Here is a 23,934-nt window from a genome sequence, read left to right on the forward strand (position 1 = left end):
AGCCTTCACGGCCGCATCGTCAGCAGACGATGCGGCCGTGGTTCATGGTGTCGTCGTCCGGGGTGTCCCGGGTCACGAGCGACTTCAGCGCACCCGCCGCGAGCGCGAGCCTGCCTTTCGACGGCTCCCAGAACTCGGTGACCTTCGGCGTGACCTTGAGGAGGGCGATGCCCGGGGTGTCGAGGCCGTCCGCGAACCAGATCTCCAGCGACGCGGAGTAGAGCTCCTCCATCTTGGCGCGGTCGTGCACCACTTCTGCGGTGCCGGCGACCGACACGTATCGCATGCCCTTGGCATCGCAGTAGGCGAGGCCCACGTCGTGGTGCTTTCGAGCCTCGTGGACTTTCTCGGTGTTCTCAGCGGTGAAGAACCAGATGTCGCCCGCGTCGTCCATCTGCCTGGTCGACATCGGCCGACTCACGAGGTTGCCGTCGTCGTCGGTCGTGGTGAGCATCGTGATGTCGATGTCCTCCACGAGTTCGGCGATGCGGGCGAGGGCTTCGGGTCCTGTGATCTCCGTCATGGCGTCAGCGTGCCGTGCGGAGCGTGCGGGCACACGGGCATTGACAGGGAGCAGCCGCCGTGCTCGACATCGCCGAAGGCAGACGAGTGGACGGCGGGGTTCAGCCGCCGAAGTCGCAGTCGAGGGCAGTGCGGGCGTAGGAGAGGATGTTCGACCGGTACGTCTGCGCTCCCAGCTCGACGCCGATCAGCGGGTAGAGGTCGTACGCGTCCTCGAGAGCGACGATGTTCCGTGCGATCACGGTGAGGTCGGCGGTGGGGCGGAAGGTGCCGAGCGCCGTGCCGATCTCGATCGTCGATCTGTAGAGGGCGACCTGCCGTTCGACGATGGAGCGGTGCAGGGGACGGTACTGAGGCTGCTCCCGCAGCAGGGGGATGCTCTCGTACGCCATGCGCAGATGGTCGCTGATCTCGTCCGGGATCCCGGCCGTGACGAGAGCGACCAGACGCTTCGCCGGGTCGGGCTCGTTCTCGGCGAGTGCGCGTCGTCTCTCGTACATCTCCTCCAGGACACCCTCGACGGTTGCATACATCAGCTCGTCGAAGGTGGAGAAGTAGTACAGCACGCTCCCCGCGCTGACCGAGGCCTCCGCGGCGACCGCGCGCACGTTCGTGCCGAGGAGACCGCTGCGCCCGGCGACGCGCCTGGTCGCGGAGATGAGCTCCGCCCGTCGGGTGGCGTGCTTGCGCTGCTCGGCCACGTATCCTCCTCGCGCCTGGCGCTACTCGTCGTCGGGAACGAGCGTGGTGAGTTCAGCATAGTGGCGGGGACGACGTCGCTTCAGGATGATCCCGACGACGATGCCGGCCACGAACAGGGCGGGGGTGGGGGCGAGGAGCGCGAGGTTGACGGGCCCCTGGAGGCCGGTGACGAGATCGAAGTTGGTCGCGATGAGGACAAATCCGACGATCAGACCGAGCGCCCCGAGCGCCGGTGCGACCAGTACCCGCCAGATGCTGTGGCCTCGCCGCCCTCTCAGGAAGAAGCCGACCACGGCGATGGCGGCCACGGCCTGGGCGAAGACCAACCCGGCGACGCCGATCGAGTACACAGGGAGCGCGAAGCCGAGGAAGGGATCCGCTCCGCTGATGATCGTCACCGCGATGGCCACGAGCGACACGATCGAGATCACGAGGCTTGCGTGGTGAGGTGCCTGCGTCGTCGGCTGGGTCTGCGCGAGCCACGACGGCAGCAGACGCTCCCGTCCGAGCGAGAAGAGGTACCGGGAGCTGGCGTTGTGGAACGCGAGGAGGCAGGCGAAGAAGCTCGTGACGATCAGCACCCGCATCGTCACGGACGCCCAGGCGCCCAGGTACGCGTCGCCGGCGTGGAAGACCATGTCCTGGAAGTCGTCCTGCAGGGCGAGGCGCAGCACGCCCTCGATGCCGAAGGCGACCGTGAGGATCCAGAACGTGAAGGCGTAGAAGACGCCGAGGAACGCGATCGAGATGTATGTCGCGATCGGCACGGTGCGTGCCGGATCCCGCGCCTCCTCGGCGTAGATCGCCGTGCTCTCGAAGCCGAGGTAGGCACCGAACCCGAAGACGAAGAGCGCGCCGCTCCCGGCGGCGAAGAAGACGTTCTCGGGGGCGAAGGAGGCGAACGAGATCGGCTCGGGGCCGCCCGAGGCGAGCACGGCGATCGCGAGGACGAGCAGGATGGCGACCTCGGCCGTGAGCAGGACGCCCAGAACCTTGGCACCGACATCGATCTTGCGGTAGCCGAGCACCCCGACGATGACGAGCGCCAGCAGCGCGTAGACGGTCCAGGGCAGATCGATGCCGAAGAGTGCGGAGAACGTCATCTCCCCGAAGAACCCGACGAAGCCGTAGAAGCAGATGCACAGGGCGGTATAGGAGAAGATCGTCACGAACACGATGCCGATGCCGACGGGTTTGCCGAGTCCTCGAGCGCCGTAGACGTAGAAGGCGCCGGTGTTGCGCACATGCCTCGACATGGCGGTGAAACCGAAGGCGAACAGCATCAGCACGACACCGCTGGCGAGCATCGCGCCCGGGCCGCCGATGCCCGCGAGACGGAAGTCCGTGGCTGCAGCGCTGGCGACGACCGTGAGGGGAGCTGCGGCGGAGACCACGAAGAAGACGATCGCCCAGACTCCGAGGCGCCGCTGGGCGAGCGTCGTGGTCGTGGGGACGGAGGGATTCGGCTGAGACATCTGCGGCTCCGGAATCTGCTGTCGGGAGGGTGCGTATCGGACGGTACGAGCTCTTGAACAGTGATTCAAAAGGCAAAGCCGGGTTAAGTCAAGCAAAACATGCGTTGGATGACATACTCTCTGAACACACGTTCAGGTCAGAGTGGAGTACATGGTGGTTTCCTCATCGGCGTCGGAGTCGTCACGCAGGCGTATCAGGGCAAGGGATCTGGGGGTCCCGTTCGCGGGACGCAGCGGCACCCACGGCGCGATCACCGACGTCCCCGGTGTGGCCGTCGGATATCGCACCATGGTCGCGGGGGAGGGAGCGCACGCCGTCCGCACCGGGGTCACCGCCGTCCTGCCCCGGGGCCGCGAGGGAGTGGGCGTGCCCTGTGCTGCGGCCGTCCACGCCTTCAACGGGAACGGCGAGCTCACCGGCCGCGCATGGATCGACGAGTCCGGATCGCTGTCCATGCCGATCGGGATCACCAGCTCGCATGCGGTCGGAGCCGTGCACAGCGGTATCGACTCCTGGGTGGCGCAGATCGCCCCGCACGTCGCCGCCCAGTGGATGCTGCCCGTCGTCGGGGAGACCTGGGACGGATACCTCAACGACATCAACGGCGGTCACGTCACGCCGGCGGACGCGTGGTCGGCCCTGGAGGCGGCCAGCACCGCCGCACCGGCGGAGGGGAACGTCGGCGGAGGGACGGGGATGAACTGCTACGGCTTCAAGGGAGGCACCGGCACGGCATCCAGAACGGTGGCGTACGGCGGTGCCGAGTACACCGTCGGAGTCCTCATCCAGGCGAACTTCGGTGCGCGCGACGAGCTTCGGCTCGGCAGCATCGACCTGGGCGCACGATCGTCGGCGCCGAACCCGATGGGCGACGACGACTGGTTCGCTCGGGAGCGGCGCCAACATGCCCCGGGAGGAGCCGGATCCGCGATCGTGGTCATCGCCACTGACGCCCCCTTCCTTCCCGGTCAGTGCGCGGCACTGGCTCGTCGGGGAGCCCTGGGTCTCGGCCGCAGCGGCACCGCGGGCAGTCACTTCTCGGGCGACATCGTCCTCGCGTTCTCCACCGCGAACGAGGGTGCGCTCACGTCGCAGTTCCCGGAGGGGAGCGACGAGGTCTACGAGACCATGCGCCTGATCCCGTGGGGGCGGATCGATCCCTTCCTGACGGCAGCGGTGCAGGCCGTCGACGAGGCCGTGTGGAACGCACTCGTCGCAGCGCAGGACATGACAGGACGCGACGGGCACAGGAGCCTCGCGCTCCCGCACGACGAGATCCGGGCGGCCGTCGACGAGTCCCGCGGAGTCTGAGCGACGGCGTGGCAGGAGGCCACGGTCGCCCCGGAGCATGACACCCTGGAGGCATGATCGACGAACCTCTCCCTGAAGCGCTCAGCGCCGAGATCAACGCCGTCCTCGACGATGCGGGAGTGCACACCGACCGCAGGCTCGTGATGCGGATGCTGCGCACCGCGATCCTTCTGGGGGAGGACGGCGCCGACCGCCTCGATCTGAAGATCGCCTCGGCAGCGCTCGCCGAGATGCGGGATGCGTTCCGTCTCTTCGCTCCGTTCCGCGGCGTCCCCAAGGTCACGGTCTTCGGCTCGGCGCGAACCAGGCAGGACGATCCGCTGTATCTGACGGCGCGCGACGTCGCCTCGGCCCTCGCGGGGGATGGGTGGATGGTCGTCACGGGGGCGGGGCCCGGCATCATGCAGGCGGCTTCCGAGGGAGCGGGTCCTGCCCTCTCGCTGGGCGTCTCGATCAGGCTCCCGTTCGAGGAGAAGCCCAACGGCTTCGTGGCCGGCCAGGACCACGTGGTCGCGATGAAGTACTTCTTCACCCGCAAGCTCATGCTCATCAAGGAATCGCTCGGGTTCATCTGCCTGCCGGGTGGGTTCGGCACCCTCGACGAGATGTTCGAGCTGCTCACCCTGCAGCAGACCGGCAAGGCGGAACCGACGCCGATCGTTCTCCTCGACGAGCCGGGTGGCACGTTCTGGCAGGGGCTTCGCAGCTTCATCGACGACCATCTCGCCCCGACCGGGGTCATCTCGGAGGGCGACTTCGATCGCGTCGTGATCACGGATTCGGTCGATGCGGCCAGGGCGGAGATCACGGGCTTCTGGCACAACTACGACTCATTGCGCTGGGTGGGCGATGCGCTGGTGCTGCGGCTCAAGGCGGAGCCGACGGACGAGGAGATCGATCGGCTCAACGAGGAGTTCGGCTCGATGCTGTCATCGGGGAGGATCGAGCGGACGGGCCCGCGTCAGCCGGAGGTCGCCGACGCCGACAACCTCGACCTCCCGCGCCTGATCCTGCACCTGGATCAGCGGCAGGTGGGCAATCTGTTCCGACTGATCGGCGCGATCAACGCCCTACCGTCTGCTCCCGCGCGGTGATGCGGGCGGCGAAGTCGGCGAGATCGACCGGGCGATCGAGGATGCGCTCCGCAGCGCGGTGGCCGGAGTAGAACGCCGCCCCGACCGTGGCCGGCTCATCGCCCCAGGTGGCTTCGCCGGCGAAGTGCAGCACCCCGTCGACGGGGCCCGCCAGAGCATCGTGATCGTGGTGCGTCGATCCCAGGGCGAGGTGGGAGTACGAGCCGTTCGAGAACTCGTCCTCGCCCCAACGCGTGACCCAGTGCGCGAGCGGTTCACCGACGGCGTCTCCGTAGAGGACGTGGAGAGCGCTGACCGCGTCGGCGACGATCTCGGCATCCGCGAGGTCCTGCATCCGACGACCGAAAGGGCCGGCGGCGAAGGTGAGGAGCGTGGGGATCCCGCTCACTGCCGACACGTCGTACCAGGAGTGCCAGTGCTCGCCGGCGTCGCCGAGTGCGCGGATCACGTACGTCTCCTCGTCCCAGAAGCGCTCGGGGAACTGGACGAACACCTTGTTGAACACGCCCATCCCGAGGCGGGAGATAGGGCCGGAGACCGCTTCGGGGAGCTCGGGATCGAACGAGATCGTTCCCGCCTTGAGGACCCCGAGCGGCACGGTGACGATGACGCGATCCGCGCGGTACTCGGTATCACCGGCGCGCACGACGACGCCCGCTGCGGAACGGCTCACGCGGGTCACGACCGTCTCCAGGCGCACATCGAGGCCGTCTGCGATGCGGCGGGGGAGCTCGTCGTAACCGCGGGGGAAGATGACCTCGTCGCCCTCGATCGCATCCTCATCGAGGCCATGGGCATCGAGATCGCCGATCCAGGCGCCGCACTGCTCCTCGACGCGATGGCGGAAGAACTCGCGGATGTCGTCGATGCGATCAGGGGAGAGCCCCGACCTGTCCAGAGCGCGCTCCGTGACGTCCAGGTACGTGTCGCCGGAGGAGGATGCGGCGATCTCTTCCACGAGCAGGCGGTCGGCCAGGTCGACGTCGCTGACCCACTGCGCGGTCGCGGCTTCGTCCAGACGGCGGCCCTCGCCGTCGTAGTTCTCGATCGGGCGACCTCCCACCTGGAAGCTGCCCACCGTGTACTCGATCGCCGGGATGCGCAGCGCATGCACGAGGTCCCACAGCGGGGAGTTCCCGATGCCGTGGATCCATGAGGCGCCGAGATCGACCGGGAATCCGGCGCTGCGGTCGGTGTGCATGCGGCCTCCGATGCGGTCGCGGCCCTCGAGGACCACGACGCGCTGACCGGCGTCGGCGAGCATCCGGGCGCTCGTGAGCCCCGACATGCCTGCGCCGATCACGACCGTGTCGAATGTGCTCACGTGCTCCTCCTCGAGCGGCTCCGGGATTCCGCCACCGCCGCCGCCGTGCGGGAGCCGGTGGGCACAGGGTATCGTGGTACGGATGTCGCGCGTGCGAACAGGCGCGACGAGAGCTGAATAGAGAGGCCGTCATGGACATCGAACTGAGTCTGCTGCGAGGGATCGAGAAGGAGAAGGCGATTCCCTTCGATGAGCTCGTCGCCATCATCGAGCAGGCGATCCTGACCGCGTACTCCAAGCACGTCGCAGCCGACGGCGTCACGCCCGAGGGTGTCCGCGTCGACCTCGACCGCAAGACCGGCCATGTCGCCGTCCTGCAGGTCGTCAAGGACGAAGAGGGCGCGATCATCGGCGAAGAGGACGCGACGCCGGATGACTTCGGCCGCATCGCCGCCTTCGCCGCCAAGCAGGTCATCAGCCAGCGTCTCCGTGACATCGCGGACGACGTCGTGCTCGGCGACTTCAAGGACAAGGAAGGCGACATCGTCGCCGGCGTGATCCAGCAGGGCCCGAATCCCCGCATGATCCACGTCGACCTCGGTTCCGTCGAGGCGATCCTTCCCCCTGAGGAGCAGGTGCCCGGCGAGGAGTACACGCACGGCTCGCGCCTGCGCGTCTACGTCACGAGTGTGGCCAAGGGGCTCAAGGGGCCGCAGATCACCGTCTCGCGTACGCACCCTGGGCTCGTCCGCAAGCTCTTCGCCCTGGAGGTGCCGGAGATCGCGGCCGGTCTGGTCGAGATCGTGGCGCTGGCCCGGGAGGCCGGACACCGCACGAAGATCGCGGTGAAGGCGAACGACCCCTCGATCAATGCCAAGGGCGCCTGCATCGGTGAGCTGGGTCGTCGTGTGCGCGCGGTGACCGAGGAGCTCGCCGGCGAGAAGATCGACATCGTCGACTACGACGCGGATCTCCCGACCTTCGTGGCGCACGCGCTTTCACCCGCCAAGGTCACAAGCTCTTTCGTGCTCGATGCCGGCACCAAGGCGGTCCGCGCGCTGGTGCCCGACTACCAGCTGTCGCTCGCGATCGGCAAGGAGGGCCAGAATGCCCGCCTGGCCGCCAAGCTCACGGGGGCGAAGATCGACATCCAGCCGGACAGCGTCCTCGACTGACCGGCTTCGGCCTTCCGCCGCGCCCGGGAACGGGCGAGGCGGGGTGAAACGCAGGTGTAAGATGGAACCCGTACGAACGTGCGTCGGTTGTCGCACGCGTGCTCCCCGCTCCGCCCTTCTCCGGGTGGTTGCCCAGAACGACACCCTCATCCCTGATGAGCGTGCTGTCCTGCCGGGGCGCGGCGCGTGGGTGCATCCGACACCCGAATGCATGGAGGCCGCTCTGCGGCGACGAGCCTTCGGACGAGCACTGCGTGTGAACACTCAGCTGGACACACGGACCTTCGAACAGCACCCACCAAGAAACAAAGGCTGAACAGCTATGGAAACAAAGTGAACGGCTCGAAATGAGACCCGTCCGCGACTAGTGGTCTGCCCTGTCTGGGTGGACCGACTCAGACAGGAGAATTGTGGCTGGTAAACCACGCGTACATGAGATCGCCGCCGAACTCGGCGTCGACAGCAAGATCGCACTTGCAAAGCTCAAGGAACTCGGCGAGTTCGTGAAGAGCCCCTCTTCGACCATCGAACCGCCGGTGGCGCGCAAGCTGCGCGCGGCGATCGAGGCCGACAGCTCGCTCAAGAGCGCAGCCCCTGCTGCTCCGGCCGCGAAGCCGGCAGCGTCTGCGGCGAAGCCCGGTGCGGGTTCCGGCGCCAAGCCGGGCCCGAAGCCCGGCCCCAAGCCCGGTCCCAAGCCCGCCCCGGAGGCTCCGGCCCCCGCTGCTCCGGCACCCGCGGACCCGACTCCTGCACCTGCAGCAGCGGCCCCCGCGCCTGCAGCTCCGGAGGCGGCCGCACCCGCCGAGAGCAGTGCACCGACTCCGGGCGCTCCGCGTCCGGGTAACAACCCCTTCTCGTCCGCGCAGGGCATGGGCCAGCGTCCCGCCGGTCCCCGTCCCGGCAACAACCCCTTCGCCTCGGCGCAGGGCATGGGCCAGCGTCCGACTCCGGGCAACATCCCGCGTCCTCAGGCGCCTCGTCCCGGTGCACCCCGTCCGGGTGCGCCCCGGCCCGGCTCGCCTCGTCCTGGTGCACCCCGCGGTGGCCAGGGTGGTCGTCCCGGTGCTCCGTTCCAGCAGCGTCCCGGAGGCCCCGGTCGTCCCGGCGGCGCCGGTGGACCCGGTGGAGCAGGCGGCCCCGGTGCACGTCCCGGCGGCGGTTTCGCCGGTCGTCCCGGTGGTGGCGGCGGTCGCGGCCGTGGACCCGGCGGTGGCACGGCAGGTGCCTTCGGTAAGGGCGGCGGCAAGAGCAAGCAGCGCAAGTCGCGGCGGGCGAAGCGGCAAGAGTTCGAGATGCGGAGTGCTCCGGTCGTCGGTGGCGTCAACGTCACCCGCGGCAACGGAGAGATCATCCGCATGCGTCGCGGCGCATCGATCGCGGACTTCGCCGACAAGATCGAGACGCTGACCGGCTACACGGTGCAGCCCGGAACCCTCGTGACGATCCTCTTCAACCTCGGCGAGATGGCCACGGCCACCGAGTCGCTGGACGAGGCGACGTTCGAGGTGCTGGGCGAGGAGCTCGGTTACAAGATCCAGATGGTCTCGCCCGAGGACGAGGACAAGGAGCTCCTCGAGGGCTTCGGTCTCGACCTCGAGGCCGAGCTGGAGGCGGAGAGCGAGGAAGACCTCGAGATCCGTCCTCCCGTCGTCACCGTCATGGGTCACGTCGACCACGGTAAGACGCGACTGCTCGACGCGATCCGTCAGACCAACGTCATCGAGGGAGAAGCCGGCGGCATCACCCAGCACATCGGTGCCTACCAGGTCTGGACCGAGCACGAGGGCATCGAGCGAGCCATCACGTTCATCGACACCCCGGGTCACGAGGCGTTCACCGCCATGCGTGCCCGTGGTGCGCAGGTCACCGACCTCGCGATCCTCGTGGTCGCAGCCGACGACGGCATCATGCCGCAGACGGTCGAGGCGCTGAACCACGCACAGGCGGCGAACGTGCCGATCGTGGTCGCGGTGAACAAGGTCGACAAGCCCGACGCCAACCCCTCGAAGGTGCGTCAGCAGCTGACCGAGTATGGTCTCGTCGCCGAGGAGTTCGGTGGCGACGTCATGTTCGTCGACGTCTCCGCTCGGGCGAACACGGGTATCCAGGATCTCCTGGATGCCGTGCTGCTCACGGCGGATGCCGGCCTCGACCTGACCGCGAACCCGAACAAGGCCGCTCGCGGTGTCGCCATCGAGGCGAAGCTCGACAAGGGTCGCGGTTCGGTCGCCACGGTGCTCATCCAGTCCGGAACGCTCCGGGTCGGCGACGCGATCGTCGCGGGTACGGCCTACGGCCGTGTGCGTGCGATGGCCGACGAGAACGGCGAGCAGGTCCTCGAGGCCTACCCGTCGCGTCCGGTCCAGGTGCAGGGTCTGAACTCCGTACCGCGCGCCGGCGACGTCTTCATCGTCACCGAGGAAGACCGCATGGCCCGTCAGATCGCTGAGAAGCGTGAAGCGGTCGAGCGCAACGCCCAGCTGGCCAAGGCCCGCAAGCGCATCTCGCTCGAGGACTTCACCCGTGCTCTCGAAGAGGGCAAGGTCGAATCTCTCAACCTCATCATCAAGGGTGACGTCTCCGGTGCCGTCGAGGCACTCGAGGAGTCGCTGCTCAAGATCGAGGTCGACGACTCGGTGCAGCTGCGCATCATCCACCGCGGTGTCGGCGCGATCACCGAGTCCGACGTGAACCTGGCGACGATCGACAACGCGATCATCGTGGGCTTCAACGTCCGCCCGGACACGAAGGCGCGCGAGCGCGCCGCTCGTGAAGGCGTGGACATCCGCTTCTACTCCGTCATCTACAACGCGATCGACGAGATCGAGAGCTCGCTCAAGGGCATGCTCAAGCCGGAGTACGAAGAGGTCCAGTCGGGTGTCGCCGAGATCCGCGAGGTGTTCCGCTCCTCGAAGTTCGGCAACATCGCCGGTGTCATCGTGCGATCGGGAACGATCACCCGCAACGCCAAGGCTCGCGTCATCCGCGACGGCGTCGTCATCGCCGATGGTCTCGCCATCGAGTCGCTGCGTCGCTTCAAGGACGATGTCACCGAGGTCCGTACGGACTACGAGGCCGGTATCGGACTCGGGAAGTACAACGACATCCAGATCGGTGACGAGATCGAGACGACCGAGCTCATCGAGAAGCCTCGCGGCTGATCTATTCGAAACACTCTCGGGCGTTCCCCGTCTCCCCGTTCCTTCCGGATCGTGGGAGACGGGGGACGCCCTGAGGGTTCCTGGACAGGGAGAGAACAATGGCAGGCGAACGACAGGCCCGACTTGCGGATCGAATCCGCGTGATCCTCGCAGAGAGGCTGGAGAAAGGGCTGCGCGATCCACGCCTCGGCTTCGTCACCATCACCGACGTCCGTGTGAGCGGAGACCTCCAGCACGCGTCCGTGTTCTACACGGTTCTCGGCACGGAGGAGGAGCGCATCTCCAGCGGAGCCGCGTTGACCTCCGCGACCGGCATGCTGCGCAGCGAGGTCGGACGACAGCTGAGCACACGACTCGTGCCGACGCTCGAGTTCATCCCGGACGCGCTGCCGGAGAACGCCGACCACATCGGTGCGTTGCTCCGCGAGGCGCAGCAGCGAGATGCGGATGTCGCGAAGCTGGCTTCTTCGGCTTCGCACGCCGGCGACGCCGACCCCTACCGCACGGAAGACGACTCGGAGTGAGAGCCGTTTGATACGCTCGGCTCCGCGGGACCCGATCCCGCGAAGCTGAGGGGGATCGGCGCATCGAGGGTACGGACACGACTGGGGGGCCGTTCGTCGCGCCCGCCGCGGCCGGACTTCTCCTCACGGATCTCCTCGAGCAGGATCTCGGATGCGCTCCGCACGTTCTCGCGCGTCTGTCCGACGCCGTCGATGGCGACGTGCCGACGATTCGCGAGCTGGTCCAGCGTCTGACACCGGCTCAACGTCACGGGCTGCACTCGTTGCCGACGCCGCTCCCACTGGTGCCGGCCATCGCGCTCCGGTTCGCCGACCTGGAACTCGACGAACGTGATCGTGAGCTGCTGCTCGCGCTCGCGGTGCGCCTGGACGACGCTCTCGGTCTCCTCCTCGCCTTCGACGGACGAACGGCGACCGAACTGGCCGATGCATCTGTCGCAGATCACGTGCTCGTGCACGCCGGTCGCGCACGGCTCGTCGATGCGAGACTGTCCGTCTGGGTGCAGGCGACGACCTGCGCGGCCAGGACTGCGGCGGTTCACCAGCGGTTGAGCGCGCTCTTCCGTGCTCGGGGCGAACGCGCGAGTGCGGACTGGCACCAGGCGCGGGCTTCACTCGAGGGAGCCCCGTCCACCGCACCTGGACTCACGCGGCTCGCCCGGCGGCTCTCCGAGGCCGGACAACCCGACCGTGCGCTGCTGCTCGCGACCGAGGCGCATAGACACGCCGTGGGCGATGCCAAGGACGAGGCATGTCTCGTCGCCGGCGCCTCGGCCCTGAGCGCCGGACTCGCTGCGGAGGCCGCAGCATGGCTGGGAGGTCTCTATCCGCGCGGAAGCACGCATCATCGGATCGCCGGCCTCGGCGCGCTCATCGTCGCTCGGACGTTCGTGCAGGGCGCAGTACCCGCCGTCGATCCGACCACGCTGCGGTCGAGAACGCTCGATCAGGAGGACTGGCGCCACTGGACCAGGGCTGCTGCTCTCGCGGCCGTCCTGTGCGCCGAGCGCGGCGACCGGATCGGGATGCGCACCTGGCTCGATGTCCTGCGAGACGGGGCCGCCCGCGCGGATGCAGGCGATGAGCTCCGCGATCCCGCCGTCGCGTTGTGCTGGCTCATCGTGGGCGATCGCGGCGGCGACGCCGTGAGTGGAGCCGGTCCGGCGAGCGGGGGCATGCTCCGCGCACTGCGCGCCGCGACGGACGGAGACATCGATCGTGCGCTCCGCCTGCTGTCGACCGATGGATCGGTCCTGTCCGTCGGCCCCGATCCTCTCGTCCCTGGGTACGAGAACAGCCCGGTCATCCAGGCCTATCGCGCGGTCATCGAGGTGCTGCTGCTGGTCTGGCGGGGCGACATCGGGCTTGCGCGCGACCGACTGATGCAATCGGCTCTCCGGCTTCCGATCGCGATGCCGTTCGCCGGCCTCGGCGTGGTCCTCGCCCGGCGCCTCGACGTGGCCGTGCTCGGTGAGCTCGGGCCTTTCGCCCGTTCGCTCACGGCGGCCCTCCCCGTGGGAGTGAAGGTCGATCTGCTCGTGGACCGCGGCATCCGCTCGTTCCTCGCCGGTTCGTTCGATGAGGCTGCCGCGACGTTCCGGCTCTGGTCCGATCGCGGCGCACCGCAGCCGACGTTGGTGGTGCCGGGGCTGGAGGAGATGGCGTTCGTGGGTCAGGAGAGCGTCAGGACCGCGGCGGTCGAGCCTCCCGAGATCGCCCTCGCGCAGGAGCTGCGGATACGCATCGCGACAGCGGGGGACGGGCGGTGGCCCTCGGAGAGCGAAGAGGTGAGCGAGATCGCGCGTACTCTCATTTCGCCGTTCGCGAGGGCGCGGGTGGAGATGATGCTCGGGACGCAGCAGGCGATCCGTGACGATCACGCGTCAGCGAGGATCCACCTCCAGTACGCGGAGCGGCTGTTCGAGATCTCCGGCGCAACCGCCTGGGCCAGAGCCATCCGGAACAGGCTGGATCGCCTCGATGCCAGGGAAGGAAGCATCCTCCCCGTGGCGGAGGCTCTCTCCGCGTGCCGTTCGGCCTGGGCGCTCCGGCTCACGGCGCGCGAACTGGAGGTCGCGATGCGCGCCGTCCGAGGAGCCGCGAACCGCGAGATCGCGGAGGCGCTGCGTGTCTCGGTACGCACCGTGGAGGTGCACCTCGGTCGGGTCTTCGTCAAGCTGGACGTGCGGAGCAGGGTCGAGCTGACGGTGCTCGCGCATCGCACGGATCACCACGTCTGAGCGTGCGGACCCGTCGAGGCGTCGGCTGCCGTGATCGCCTGCGGAAGACGTTCAGCGCGGCAGGAACAGCGCTGACCCGTCGGCTTCCGCGAGGCCGTCCGCGATGAGGGAGTCGATGGCGCGATCCCGCTGACCCGCGTCAGGCCAGTCCGGCAGCACGGCCGCCAGCGGAACAGGCTCCGGATCCAGGGTCCGCAGCAGCCGCAGCACCGCGCCGCGGGCCTGTCTGTCCGACCCCTCGTAAGCCGCCTGGCGTCGCCGCTCATCCCCGGTGTCGGGTCTGCCGGCCGCCAGCCAGGCGCAACTGCCTGCCAACGGACACAGCTCGCATCGTGGTGATCGTGACGTGCACACGGTGGCGCCGAGTTCCATCGCCGCGGCGTTGAACATCGCAGCGGCATCGATGTCATCGGGAAGCAGCGAGGCCATCAGATCGAGGTCTCGGCGTGACGGCGCGCCCGGCTGTGCGCGGCCCTCAACGGCACGAGCGAGCACCCTTCGGGTGTTCGTGTCGACGACCGGGTGGCGGTCGCCGTAGGCGAACACGGCCACGGCACGGGCGGTGTAGTCGCCGATACCCGACAGCGCCAGCAGGTCGTCCACCCCGCGCGGTACGACCCCGCCATGCCGGTCGGTGATCTCGACGGCCGCGCGATGCAGCCAGAGCGCACGCCGGGGATAGCCCAGGTTCGCCCACTGCTGCACGACGTCCGCCGTCGATGCGCTGGCCATCCTCGCGGGCGTCGGCCATCTCTTCAACCAGGCATCGAGGTGCGGGATGACCCTCGCGACCGGCGTCTGCTGCAGCATGAACTCGCTCACGAGCACACCCCAGGCCCCGAACTCGTCGTGAAACTCGGGGCGTCGCCACGGCAGGTCTCTGGCGGTGGAGCGGTACCATTCGGGCAGGGCCGACACCACGTCGGAAGGGACCTGCGTGTCGGGCATCCCTCCAGCCTACGTGAGCGGGCCGAGGGGCCCGAGACCAGAGTCAGGGGCTTCATGATCCGTGCACGCGCCGCCGCGCTCATCCTCCTCACCGCTCTCGCCACGAGCGGTCTCACCGGTTGCACCGGGGGTGCGGCGCCCGCGCCATCCGACAGCCGGGAAGTCAGTCCCAGCCAGACACCGTCCGATTCTCCGAGCCCGACGACGGAAGCCAGAGTCGAGGTCACGACAGACCCGAGCACCTGGGTCATCGACGACGCCGGTGTCGGGCCGATCGAGATCGGTGGCGACTTCGCCTCGACGCTCGACGGTCTCGCACCGGGCTGGACCAACGACGCGGTCGACTGCTCATGGTCGGCGTGGTGGACGGCGTCGGATTCCGCCTACGGCATGTCCTTCGTGCGGGGCACCGAGAGCCCGAGCGCTCCCATCCGCGAGATCTCCGTCTCCTCTACGAGTGAGTCGCTCGAGGGGGTTCCAGGGCCCCAGACGATGACCGGGTTGGGCGTCGGCGCCACCAGGGACGATCTGCTCGCGGCATACCCCGCCGCGCAGCAGGGGACGTCGACGATCGGGAGCGACAGCTGGATCATGCTCCCGAGTGAGACCGACGCCCACGTGTTCTTCGCGTTCCGGGAGGGTGCGGATACCGCCTGGGACGTCACGGTGACGACCGGTGCGGAGCCCTCGTACGAGGTCTGCGGCTGAGCGCCGTGACCGCTCCGCCCCGTCCCCGTCGGTAGGCTGGGAGGATGGTCTCGCCCGGCATCCTCCTCGTCGACAAACCCGCTGGGCTGACCAGTCACGACGTGGTCGCCCGCACGCGGCGGGCGTTCGGCACCCGCAAGGTGGGGCATGCCGGAACCCTCGACCCGATGGCGACGGGTCTGCTGGTGATCGGCATCGAGGGGGCGACCAGGCTCCTGACGTACATCGTGGGTGCCGACAAGACCTACACGGCGACGATCCGTCTCGGCCAGACCACCGGCACCGACGATGCGGAGGGGGAGATCCTCACGACGGCCTCCGCCGATGCCTGGGCCTCGGTCACCGACGACGCAGTGTCGGCCGGCATCGCCGAGCTCACGGGGGAGATCTCCCAGGTCCCCAGTGCCGTCTCGGCGATCAAGGTGGACGGTCGCCGTGCCTACGATCGGGTGCGCGCGGGAGAAGAGGTCGTACTCGCGGCACGGGACGTCGTGATCTCGCGGTTCGACCTGCTGGCCACTCGCCGCGGAGAGGGGCACGTCGATCTCGATGTCATCGTCGAGTGCTCGTCCGGGACCTACATCCGCTCCCTCGCCCGAGACCTCGGGGCGGGCCTCGGCGTCGGCGGTCATCTGACGGCACTGCGGCGCACGAGGGTCGGGCCGTTCGATGTGACCGAGGCCGTCGGGCTCGATGCACTCGAGGGCGCGCCGACCTTGACTCCGGGCGAAGCGGCGGCGCGGATCCTGCCCGTGCTCGAGATGTCCTCCGACGACGCGCGCGACCTCCGCCACGGCAAGCGATTGAGCGGACAGGCTGCACGTCTGCACGAGGCGATGGGCGCGGCGATCGACCAGGACGGTGCCCTGATCGGCATCGTCGAGAAGCGCGGCGCGGATCTCAAGAGCGCCATGAACATGCCGGAGGTCGCACCATGATCCTGTGGTTCACGATCGCGCAGATCGTCATCGCGGTCGCCGCCGGTGTGTTCTGCGTCGCCGCGGGGCTGGTCGGCAGAAGGCCGAGCGACTTCAGCGTCGGTGCCCTCGCCCTCGTCGAGGCGCTCCTCGTCGTCCAGGTGGTCGTCGCGATCATCGCACCGCTGGCGGGCAACCCGCCGACCGGAGACCTCCTGGAGTACTGGGTGTACCTGGTCTCGGCTGCCCTGCTCCCGGTCGGAGCCGTGCTGTGGGCGCTCATGGAGCGCAGCCGCTGGAGCACGGTGATCCTCGGGGTCGCGGCATTCGCGATCGCCATCATGCTGTGGCGCATGCAGGTCATCTGGGCAGTCCAGATCGCGTGACGCGAGTGGTCGCCGCGGGAGCCCGGCGGCCTCCCGCGGCTCTAGGATGGAATGCGCTATGAGCTCCACCGCCCCCTCCTCTCGGATGACCGGAATCGGTCGCGTCCTCGTCATCGTCTACGCCGTCATGGCGCTGGCGGCGACAGGTCGCAGCTTCGTGCAGATCGTGCGCCGGTTCGACGAGGCGCCGCTGGCGTACTCGCTCTCCGCACTCGCCGCCGTCGTCTACATCCTCGCCACGCTCGCCCTCGTCCTGGCCCGTCGCCGTGGCTGGTACACGGTCGCCTGGGTCGCCATCGTCTTCGAGCTGACCGGCGTGCTCGTCGTCGGGCTGTTGAGCATCCTTCTCCCCGATCTCTTCCAGCACGAGACCGTGTGGTCGCTCTTCGGACGGGGCTACCTGTTCATCCCGCTGATCCTTCCCGTCTTCGGCATCTGGTGGCTGCGCACGCACCGGCCCGCCGATGTCGTGCGTCCGGTCGAGGTGGGCGCGTGATCGTCTTCCGCAGCCCGGAGGACGTGCCGAGCGACTTCGGTCCGAGCGCGGTCGCGATCGGCAAGTTCGACGGTGTGCACGCCGGCCATCGTGTGGTTATCGAACGCCTCGAGAAAGCCGCGGCCGCCACGGGAAGTCGGGCGGTCGCGGTCACCTTCGACCGCAACCCTCTCGCCGTCATCAGGCCCGACCGGTGCCCGGAGAACGTGGTCACGGTGGAGCGCAAGCTCGAGCTCCTGGGGGAGCTCGGACTCGACGCCACCCTGGTCCTCACGTTCGACGAGCAGCTCGCTGCCCGCAGTGCCGAGGACTTCGTCGTCGACATCCTCGTCGGAGCCCTTCAGGTCTCGACGGTTCTGGTCGGGCAGGACTTCCGCTTCGGCAACCGGGGAGCGGGCACTCCGGAGCTTCTACGGGAGATGGGCCCGCTGTACGGTTTCTCCGTCGAGGTCGTCGACGATGTGTACCTCCCCGGCTCCGAGCGACGCGTCTCGTCGAGCTGGATCCGCGAACTGCTGATGGAGGGCGATGTCGCCTCGGCGGCAACGGTGCTCGGTCGGTACCCCGACGTGCGCGGAGAGGTTGTGCACGGGCTCAAGCGCGGACGCGAGCTGGGTTTCCCGACCGCGAACCTGTCGACCATCGTCGACGCGTTCGTGCCGGCAGACGGGGTGTACGCGGGGTGGCTCGTCGACCACGACACCGGTATCCGGCACCCCTCCGCCATCTCCGTCGGCACGAACCCCACATTCGACGACGTGCTCGTCCGGCAGGTGGAGGCTCACGTGCTGGGCGAGACGGGCCTCGACCTGTACGGGCACGACGTCACGGTCGAGTTCGTCGACAGGCTGCGGGGGATGGTGGCCTTCGAAGGTATCGACAAGCTCATGGCGCAGATGGGTGCCGACGTGACGGATGCCGCGCGTGCCCTGGGGCTCCCGGGCTAGCGGGCCCGCTGTCCGAGTTCCGGCGCGGCGCGGCGCGGGCAATCGCGTTCGGGCGAGCGTCATGACATAGAATGGATATCGGCTCCCGCCGGACTTCGCGAATCTCGCGTACCACGACGGGAAGAAGACCCACTGTTCGTACGGTCCTGGCTCGTGCCACACGCGGACAACGAGAACGGCCCATGGCTTCCTGGGGGAAGCCGGAGCTTTCACGCTCAGGAGGAGCATGCCGACCACGGCAACCGCCGCCACGCGGCGCAAGAAGACGTCCCGTCGCGACGACGAGGCACCCCTCATCCCGATCCTCGCGCGCAAGGTGCGCGAGATCGAGGCGAAGTCGCAGCGCGGCAAGCTCGGACCCACGAACCGGGTGAAGTTCCAGGTGATCGCCTTCCTGGTGCGCGAGGAGCGCGCGAGAGTGAAGGCCGACAGCGAGATCACCGATCCCGCACGCGTCGAGCTGCTCAAGCGGCTCGACGGAGTCGCGACGATCCTCGCCAAGACGGCAGCCCGCGACACGTCGCTCATCCAGCTGCTCGAGGCCGACCAGGCGACGTCGCCGGTGGCGAAGCGCATGCGTCGGGACTGGCTGCTCGAATCCGGAGCCGAACTGGCGCCGGAAGAGCTCATCATCGCCGACGCTGCCCCGGTGCAGATCTCGGTGGTTCCCGCCGCGATCGCCGAGCGACAGGTGACCCCGCCCTCGGTCGAGGCGCGGCAACTGGCCAACCCGTTCCTGGCTCCCGACCTCACGCCGCGTCCGGCCGCCACCCCGCGCCGTCGTCTGGACGGCTGGGAGCTCATGGGTCCGCTCTACAAGGCGTTCGAGACAGGGGCCGGCGGCGCTGCGGCGTCGATGGAGCTGCCGCCTGCACCCGAGTTCGACCACATCTCGCCCAAGGGCCTCGAGGTCATGGTGCACCAGTCGCGGTTCCTCGAAGCCGTGAAGGCCGGGCACCGCAGCTTCCTGCTGGCGGACGAGCCGGGTCTCGGCAAGACCGCGCAGTCCGTGCTCGCAGCCTCCGTCGCCGGTGCATACCCGCTCCTGGTCGTGGTGCCCAACGTCGTTAAGATGAACTGGGCACGCGAGGTCGAGCGGTGGACGCCGCAGCGTCGTGCGACGGTCATCCAGGGAGACGGCGACGACATCGACGCCTTCGCCGACGTCTTCATCGTCAACTACGAGATCCTGGACCGGCACATGTCGTGGCTCGCGTCGATCGGCCTGCGAGGCATGGTCGTCGACGAGGCCCACTTCATCAAGAACCTCTCGTCGCAGCGGTCGCAGAACGTGCTGTCGCTGGCCGCTCAGGTGCGCGAGCGCACTCCGGGTCACAACCCTCTGATGCTCGCCCTCACCGGCACGCCGTTGATCAACGATGTCGAGGACTTCGATGCGATCTGGCGTTTCCTTGGGTGGACGACCGGTGAGAAGCCGGGCCCTGAGCTCATGGAGAAGCTCGACGCGACGGGCTTCACGCCGGCAGACAAGGCCTTCTACCCGGAAGCGCGCGACGCCGTCATCTCGATGGGCATCGTCCGTCGCAAGAAGAAGGACGTGGCGGCGGACCTTCCGGACAAGCTCATCGCCGATCTGCCGGTCCAGCTCGACGACGAGTTCGGACGCAGCATCCGCCAGGCCGAACGCGAGCTGGGGGAGCGGCTCGCCGCTCGCTACCGTCGCATCATCGAGGCGCGAGGAGATCGCGGCCTCGCCCCCGGCGAGATCGACGAGGACATCGTGCGGCTGGTCGCTCAGAACGAGCTCGAGGAGTCGAAGGCCGCTGGCACAGGCGGAGACAACGTCTTCACCATGGTGCGCCGTATCGGTCAGGCGAAGGCTCCGCTCGCAGCGGACTACGCCGCACAGCTCCAGCGCTCGGTGGGCAAGGTCGTCTTCTTCGCGAAGCACATCGACGTCATGGACCAGGCGGAGGCGCACTTCGCCGCCGCGGGCATCCGCTCGGTGTCGATCCGTGGAGACCAGACCACCACGGTCCGGCAGCAGGCGATCGACGACTTCAACGGCGACCCCGAGGTCGGCATCGCCGTCTGCTCGCTCACCGCGGCGGGCGTCGGTCTCAACCTGCAGGCCGCGTCGAACGTGGTCCTCGCCGAGCTGTCCTGGACGGCTGCCGAGCAGACGCAGGCGATCGACCGCGTGCATCGGATCGGCCAAGATGAGCCGGTCACTGCATGGCGGATCATCGCCGCGCACACGATCGACACCAAGATCGCGGAGTTGATCGACCAGAAGCAGGGGCTCGCGGCTCGCGCGCTCGACGGGGAAGCGGTCGACGAGTCGGCGGCCGAACCGGTGCAGCTGGCGGCACTCATGCATCTGCTGCGTCAGGCGCTCGGCGAGATCTGAGCGTCAAGAACCACTGTTCTTAACGCGCTGCGGAGGGTCAGATCTCCGGCGATCGGGAAGTTCATCGATTTCGGAGAATCCAGCCGTCAAGATCGACGTTTTTCGTCGCTCCCGAATGGCGCCCGGACGTGCCGGGGCGCTAGGGTCGATCGAAGGCAGCGTCGCCTTTTCCCCCCCATCTCCCGAACGTCTGAAGGCACCAGCATGAAGATCGGCATCCTGACGAGCGGCGGCGACTGCCCCGGCCTCAACGCGGTCATCCGCGGCATCGTGCTCAAGGGCACCACCACGTACGACCTGGAGTTCGTCGGCATCAGAGATGGATGGCGTGGCCTGGTCGACGGTGACTTCATGCCGTTGACCCGACACGAGGTGAAGGGCTTGTCGAAGGTCGGCGGCACCATCCTGGGCACCAGCCGCACCAACCCCTACGAGGGCGAGCGCGGGGGAGCCGAGAACATCGCCAAGACTCTCTACGGGCACAAGATCGACGGCATCATCGCGATCGGCGGCGAGGGCACACTCGCCGCGGCCGACCGTCTCGCGAAGGACGGGATCAAGGTCATCGGCGTCCCCAAGACGATCGACAACGACCTGCAGGCGACGGACTACTCGTTCGGCTTCGACACCGCGGTCAACATCGCCACGGACGCCATGGACCGCTTGCGCACGACCGGCGACTCGCACCAGCGCTGCATGGTCGCAGAGGTCATGGGCCGGCACGTCGGCTGGATCGCGCTGCATGCCGGCATGGCCGCAGGCGCTCACGTGATCTGCATCCCCGAGGTGCCGATGTCCATCGATGACATCACGGAGCTCGTGACCAGTGCACATGATCGCGGACGTGCACCACTGGTCGTCGTCTCGGAGGGCTTCAAGCTGCTCGGCATGGACGAGGCATACAGCGACAAGGGGCTCGACGCGTTCAATCGCCCGCGCCTCGGCGGTATCGGAGACCAGCTCGCCCCTGAGATCGAGCGCATCACGGGGATCGAGACGCGGGCGACGATCCTCGGACACATCCAGCGTGGTGGATCGCCCTCTGCTTTCGACCGCGTTCTCGCGACGCGGCTCGGACTGCACGCGGCTGACGCGATCGTCGACGGTGCATGGGGTCAGATGGTCGCGATGCAGGGCACCGACATCGTGCGTGTGCCGTTCGCCGACGCGCTCGGTGAGCTGAACACGGTTCCCCGCTACCGCTACGACGAGGCGGCTGCACTCTTCGGTTGAGCCCGGGGCCCGTCTGCAGCTCGCGCCGGTTCGGGTCACCTCGCGGAATCATCCTCGACCCGCATTCTCGGGACGACGCGGCGACGGGCCACCGCGCCGGAACAGGCCGCTTGAGTCGCAACCTGCCTGTTCCGGCGTGATCGCCTGTCCTCGCGCTCGCACTCACGCAGGCGTGTCCTCGCGTTCGTTCAGGCGCGAACGCGAGGACAGTCCGGTGTCACACCTCGGCGAGGCCGAGAGTGTCGAGGAGCCAGGCGAGCTCGAACGCCCGCTCCTTCCAGGAGTTGTAGCGTCCGCTCACGCCGCCGTGCCCCGCGACCATCTCGCACTTGAGCAGCACGTCGGTGGCCCCGGCCTCGCGCAGACGGGCAACCCACTTCGCCGGCTCCACGTAGAGCACCCGGGTGTCGTTCAGCGAGGTGACCGCGAGGATCCGCGGATACCGGACGCCGTCGCGGACGTTCTCGTACGGGCTGTACGACTTCATGTAGGCATAGACATCCTTGTCGTGAAGCGGGTCGCCCCACTCGTCCCACTCGATCACGGTCAGTGGCAGCGACGGATCGAGGATCGTCGTCAGGGCGTCCACGAAAGGCACGCCGGCGAGGATCCCGGCGAACAGCTCGGGCGCGAGATTCGTCACGGCGCCCATGAGCAGACCGCCGGCGCTGCCACCCTCTGCCACCATCCGGCTCGGAGTGGTCACACCCGTCTCGACCAGATGCTCGCCGCAGGAGACGAAGTCGGTGAAGGTGTTGCGCTTGTGGAGGAGCTTCCCGTCCTCGTACCACTGCCTGCCCATCTCGCCGCCTCCGCGCACATGGGCGACCGCGAAGATCACACCGCGGTCCAGCTCGGAGAGACGCGCGACCGAGAATCCGGGATCGATCGAGTGCTCGTAGGATCCGTAGCCGTAGAGGTGCACAGGGCGCGGTTCCGCTCCCGGCTCCCCGAACGAGCGCTTCCAGACGAGTGAGATCGGCACGCGCACGCCGTCGGCCGCGGTGGCCCATTCGCGTCGCTGGCCGTAGTCCGTCGGGTCGTAGCCACCCAGCACGGGTACCTGCTTGCGCAGCACCAGCTCACGGGTGGCGAGTTCGAGGTCGTACACGGTTCCGGGCGTCACGAACGACGTGTACCCGAGGCGGAGGAACGGCGAGTGCCATTCCGGGTTTCCGCTCACGCCCGCCGAGTAGAGCGGCTCGTCGAAGGCGAGTTCCTCGACCGCATCCGTGACGTAGTCGAGCAGGCCCACACGCTCCAGACCTTCGCTGCGGTACTCCACGGTGGCGAAGTCGCGGAAGGCCTCGACCCCGAGCAGTCGCCGTCCCTGCTCGTGGGGGAGCACAACCCGTCGTCGGCCCTGCGGATCGGAGGCGGAGACCGAGACGAGCTCGAAGTCGAGCGCCCCGTCGTTGTGGAGCACGAGCAACCGGTCATCGCCGTCCACGACCGCGTGCTCGATCGAGTACTCGACCCCTTCTCGTCGGGGCCAGACGAGACGCGGTTCAGCGGTGAGGTCGCCGTTCAGATCGACCAGATACTCCTCGCTCGTGATGCTCGATCCCACGGCGATCACCAGGTACCGGCGGCTGCGGGTGATCCCGGCGCCGAGCCAGAACTTCTCGTCGGGTTCGTGGAAGAGCTTCACATCCTCGGACACCGGGGTGCCGAGTCGGTGCAGCCACAGGGTATCGGGGCGCCAGGCCTCGTCACGGGTCGTGTAGAGCACACCGGTGCCGTCCGGGGTGAAGAAGGCGCCGCCCGTGTTCGGGATCTCGTCGTCGAGGGTGGTGCCGGTGGCGAGGTCGCGCACGTGCACCGTGTAGAGCTCGTCGCCCTCGAAGTCCGTGGACCAGAGCAGCTTCGTCGCATCGTCGGAGGTGTCGAAGGCGCCGAGCGAGAAGAACTCGTGGCCCTCGGCCTCGTGGTTGCCGTCGAGGAGCACGACCTCGCCGGGGACGGGGACTCCCGGTTCGAGGCGCGGGGGAGTCCAGTCGCCGGGCTCGGCGGCCGCGCGGCAGTGGATGCCGTACTGCGCGCCCTCTTCGGTGCGGCTGTAGTACCACCAGTCACCACGGCGGGTGGGGACGGAAAGGTCCGTCTCCTGCACCCGTCCCTTGATCTCCTGGAACAGCGTCTCGCGGAGCGCGGAGAGATGTGCGGTCTCGGAATCGGTGTGGGCGTTCTCCGCTTCCAGATGGGCGATGACCTCCGCGGAATCCTTGGCGCGGAGCCATTCGTATGGATCATCGAAGGTATCGCCGTGGTGGGTGCGGAGCGTCGAACGGCGGTCGGTGGCGGGGGCATCAGTCACCGTCTCACGCTATCCCAGGTCGAGTTGACCGGCACGGGGGAGGGTGGGAGGATTTACCGGGGCCGGTTAACGGAAGTCAAACCCACGGTGAACTCTTCGTTCGTCACGTCGATCACGTCGACATCTCCTTCTTCCTCAACGA

The 23,934-nt window shown here is 68.2% G+C and carries 20 protein-coding genes; 14 read left to right on the forward strand and 6 right to left on the reverse strand.

What is annotated here, in order from left to right:
- Window positions 1-19: 19 nt before the first annotated feature.
- From HDC31_RS07365 to HDC31_RS07375, 3 genes are all read right to left on the reverse strand, one after another.
- Window positions 20-523, reverse strand: coding sequence for a pyridoxamine 5'-phosphate oxidase family protein (locus HDC31_RS07365; protein WP_113681560.1), 504 nt, complete (start codon window positions 521-523; stop codon window positions 20-22).
- Window positions 524-623: 100 nt separating this feature from the next.
- The gene (locus HDC31_RS07370) at window positions 624-1,223 is read right to left on the reverse strand and encodes a TetR family transcriptional regulator (protein ID WP_113681557.1); all 600 of its coding nucleotides are present in this window, start codon (window positions 1,221-1,223) and stop codon (window positions 624-626) included.
- Between the two features lie 21 nt (window positions 1,224-1,244).
- Entirely contained in the window at window positions 1,245-2,699 is a 1,455-nt protein-coding gene (locus HDC31_RS07375; protein WP_113681558.1) for an APC family permease, read from the reverse strand.
- Window positions 2,700-2,850: 151 nt separating this feature from the next.
- Here HDC31_RS07375 and HDC31_RS07380 point away from each other — a divergent pair, with 151 nt between their 5' ends.
- Together HDC31_RS07380 and HDC31_RS07385 are read left to right on the forward strand one after the other, a co-directional pair.
- A complete protein-coding gene (locus HDC31_RS07380; RefSeq protein ID WP_179515946.1) occupies window positions 2,851-4,011 on the forward strand; it encodes a P1 family peptidase in 1,161 nt (386 codons plus the stop codon).
- Between the two features lie 53 nt (window positions 4,012-4,064).
- Window positions 4,065-5,105, forward strand: a complete 1,041-nt coding sequence (locus HDC31_RS07385) for a TIGR00730 family Rossman fold protein (protein ID WP_046748266.1) — start codon at window positions 4,065-4,067, stop codon at window positions 5,103-5,105.
- On the opposite strand, the gene HDC31_RS07390 is transcribed toward HDC31_RS07385, so the two are convergent.
- Window positions 5,074-6,429 (reverse strand): FAD-dependent oxidoreductase, encoded by a 1,356-nt coding sequence (locus HDC31_RS07390; RefSeq protein WP_113681559.1) that lies wholly within the window; start codon window positions 6,427-6,429, stop codon window positions 5,074-5,076. The two genes, HDC31_RS07385 and HDC31_RS07390, sit on opposite strands and share 32 nt — an antisense overlap.
- 131 nt (window positions 6,430-6,560) lie before the next feature.
- Here HDC31_RS07390 and nusA point away from each other — a divergent pair, with 131 nt between their 5' ends.
- From nusA to HDC31_RS20505, 5 genes are all read left to right on the forward strand, one after another.
- Complete coding sequence (gene nusA, locus HDC31_RS07395; protein ID WP_046748267.1) at window positions 6,561-7,544, forward strand: transcription termination factor NusA; 984 nt, start codon at window positions 6,561-6,563, stop codon at window positions 7,542-7,544.
- Window positions 7,545-7,605: 61 nt separating this feature from the next.
- Complete coding sequence (locus tag HDC31_RS07400; RefSeq protein ID WP_082108654.1) at window positions 7,606-7,860, forward strand: YlxR family protein; 255 nt, start codon at window positions 7,606-7,608, stop codon at window positions 7,858-7,860.
- A gap of 94 nt (window positions 7,861-7,954) precedes the next feature.
- A complete protein-coding gene (gene infB, locus HDC31_RS07405; RefSeq protein WP_061016557.1) occupies window positions 7,955-10,705 on the forward strand; it encodes a translation initiation factor IF-2 in 2,751 nt (916 codons plus the stop codon).
- A gap of 98 nt (window positions 10,706-10,803) precedes the next feature.
- A complete protein-coding gene (rbfA, locus tag HDC31_RS07410) occupies window positions 10,804-11,229 on the forward strand; it encodes a 30S ribosome-binding factor RbfA (RefSeq protein ID WP_046748269.1) in 426 nt (141 codons plus the stop codon).
- A gap of 200 nt (window positions 11,230-11,429) precedes the next feature.
- Window positions 11,430-13,469, forward strand: a complete 2,040-nt coding sequence (locus HDC31_RS20505) for a helix-turn-helix transcriptional regulator (RefSeq protein WP_147251394.1) — start codon at window positions 11,430-11,432, stop codon at window positions 13,467-13,469.
- Window positions 13,470-13,520: 51 nt separating this feature from the next.
- On the opposite strand, the gene HDC31_RS07420 is transcribed toward HDC31_RS20505, so the two are convergent.
- Window positions 13,521-14,417: an A/G-specific adenine glycosylase gene (locus tag HDC31_RS07420; protein ID WP_179515947.1), complete on the reverse strand. Its 897-nt coding sequence runs from the start codon at window positions 14,415-14,417 to the stop codon at window positions 13,521-13,523.
- A 54-nt stretch (window positions 14,418-14,471) separates the two neighbouring features.
- On the opposite strand from HDC31_RS07420, the gene HDC31_RS07425 reads away from it, so the two are divergent.
- The 7 genes from HDC31_RS07425 to HDC31_RS07455 all read left to right on the forward strand — a co-directional run bounded on the left by HDC31_RS07425 (window position 14,472) and on the right by HDC31_RS07455 (window position 21,475).
- On the forward strand, window positions 14,472-15,125 hold the full coding sequence (locus tag HDC31_RS07425; RefSeq protein WP_058632308.1) for a hypothetical protein: 654 nt from the start codon (window positions 14,472-14,474) through the stop codon (window positions 15,123-15,125).
- A gap of 44 nt (window positions 15,126-15,169) precedes the next feature.
- Complete coding sequence (gene truB, locus HDC31_RS07430) at window positions 15,170-16,063, forward strand: tRNA pseudouridine(55) synthase TruB (protein ID WP_046748274.1); 894 nt, start codon at window positions 15,170-15,172, stop codon at window positions 16,061-16,063.
- Window positions 16,060-16,428 carry a hypothetical protein gene (locus HDC31_RS07435; RefSeq protein WP_058632307.1) on the forward strand — a complete coding sequence of 123 codons (369 nt, stop codon included), beginning with the start codon at window positions 16,060-16,062 and terminating at the stop codon, window positions 16,426-16,428. The genes truB and HDC31_RS07435 overlap by 4 nt, the downstream gene beginning before the upstream one ends.
- Before the next feature lie 85 nt (window positions 16,429-16,513).
- The gene (locus HDC31_RS07440) at window positions 16,514-16,924 is read left to right on the forward strand and encodes a hypothetical protein (protein WP_171010960.1); all 411 of its coding nucleotides are present in this window, start codon (window positions 16,514-16,516) and stop codon (window positions 16,922-16,924) included.
- Window positions 16,921-17,871 carry a bifunctional riboflavin kinase/FAD synthetase gene (locus HDC31_RS07445; protein WP_046748277.1) on the forward strand — a complete coding sequence of 317 codons (951 nt, stop codon included), beginning with the start codon at window positions 16,921-16,923 and terminating at the stop codon, window positions 17,869-17,871. The genes HDC31_RS07440 and HDC31_RS07445 overlap by 4 nt, the downstream gene beginning before the upstream one ends.
- A 226-nt stretch (window positions 17,872-18,097) precedes the next feature.
- Entirely contained in the window at window positions 18,098-20,242 is a 2,145-nt protein-coding gene (locus tag HDC31_RS07450; RefSeq protein WP_113681788.1) for a DEAD/DEAH box helicase, read from the forward strand.
- 204 nt (window positions 20,243-20,446) lie between these two features.
- Window positions 20,447-21,475 carry a 6-phosphofructokinase gene (locus tag HDC31_RS07455; RefSeq protein ID WP_046748279.1) on the forward strand — a complete coding sequence of 343 codons (1,029 nt, stop codon included), beginning with the start codon at window positions 20,447-20,449 and terminating at the stop codon, window positions 21,473-21,475.
- Between the two features lie 217 nt (window positions 21,476-21,692).
- Here HDC31_RS07455 and HDC31_RS07460 read toward each other — a convergent pair whose 3' ends face one another.
- Window positions 21,693-23,792 (reverse strand): S9 family peptidase, encoded by a 2,100-nt coding sequence (locus HDC31_RS07460; RefSeq protein ID WP_141369939.1) that lies wholly within the window; start codon window positions 23,790-23,792, stop codon window positions 21,693-21,695.
- Window positions 23,793-23,934 lie beyond the last annotated feature (142 nt).

The organism is Microbacterium sp. JAI119, assembly GCF_013410135.1.
Taxonomy (GTDB): domain Bacteria; phylum Actinomycetota; class Actinomycetes; order Actinomycetales; family Microbacteriaceae; genus Microbacterium; species Microbacterium oxydans.

Bases quoted from the DNA above. Each gene is read 5' to 3' on its own strand.
- HDC31_RS07365 (WP_113681560.1), bottom strand. From the start codon at position 523: ATGACGGAGATCACAGGACCCGAAGCCCTCGCCCGCATCGCCGAACTC.
- HDC31_RS07375 (WP_113681558.1), bottom strand. From the start codon at position 2,699: ATGTCTCAGCCGAATCCCTCCGTCCCCACGACCACGACGCTCGCCCAG.
- HDC31_RS07380 (WP_179515946.1), top strand. From the start codon at position 2,851: ATGGTGGTTTCCTCATCGGCGTCGGAGTCGTCACGCAGGCGTATCAGG.
- HDC31_RS07385 (WP_046748266.1), top strand. From the start codon at position 4,065: ATGATCGACGAACCTCTCCCTGAAGCGCTCAGCGCCGAGATCAACGCC.
- nusA (WP_046748267.1), top strand. From the start codon at position 6,561: ATGGACATCGAACTGAGTCTGCTGCGAGGGATCGAGAAGGAGAAGGCG.
- HDC31_RS07400 (WP_082108654.1), top strand. From the start codon at position 7,606: ATGGAACCCGTACGAACGTGCGTCGGTTGTCGCACGCGTGCTCCCCGC.
- rbfA (WP_046748269.1), top strand. From the start codon at position 10,804: ATGGCAGGCGAACGACAGGCCCGACTTGCGGATCGAATCCGCGTGATC.
- HDC31_RS07420 (WP_179515947.1), bottom strand. From the start codon at position 14,417: ATGCCCGACACGCAGGTCCCTTCCGACGTGGTGTCGGCCCTGCCCGAA.
- HDC31_RS07425 (WP_058632308.1), top strand. From the start codon at position 14,472: ATGATCCGTGCACGCGCCGCCGCGCTCATCCTCCTCACCGCTCTCGCC.
- truB (WP_046748274.1), top strand. From the start codon at position 15,170: ATGGTCTCGCCCGGCATCCTCCTCGTCGACAAACCCGCTGGGCTGACC.
- HDC31_RS07435 (WP_058632307.1), top strand. From the start codon at position 16,060: ATGATCCTGTGGTTCACGATCGCGCAGATCGTCATCGCGGTCGCCGCC.
- HDC31_RS07440 (WP_171010960.1), top strand. From the start codon at position 16,514: ATGACCGGAATCGGTCGCGTCCTCGTCATCGTCTACGCCGTCATGGCG.
- HDC31_RS07450 (WP_113681788.1), top strand. From the start codon at position 18,098: ATGCCGACCACGGCAACCGCCGCCACGCGGCGCAAGAAGACGTCCCGT.
- HDC31_RS07455 (WP_046748279.1), top strand. From the start codon at position 20,447: ATGAAGATCGGCATCCTGACGAGCGGCGGCGACTGCCCCGGCCTCAAC.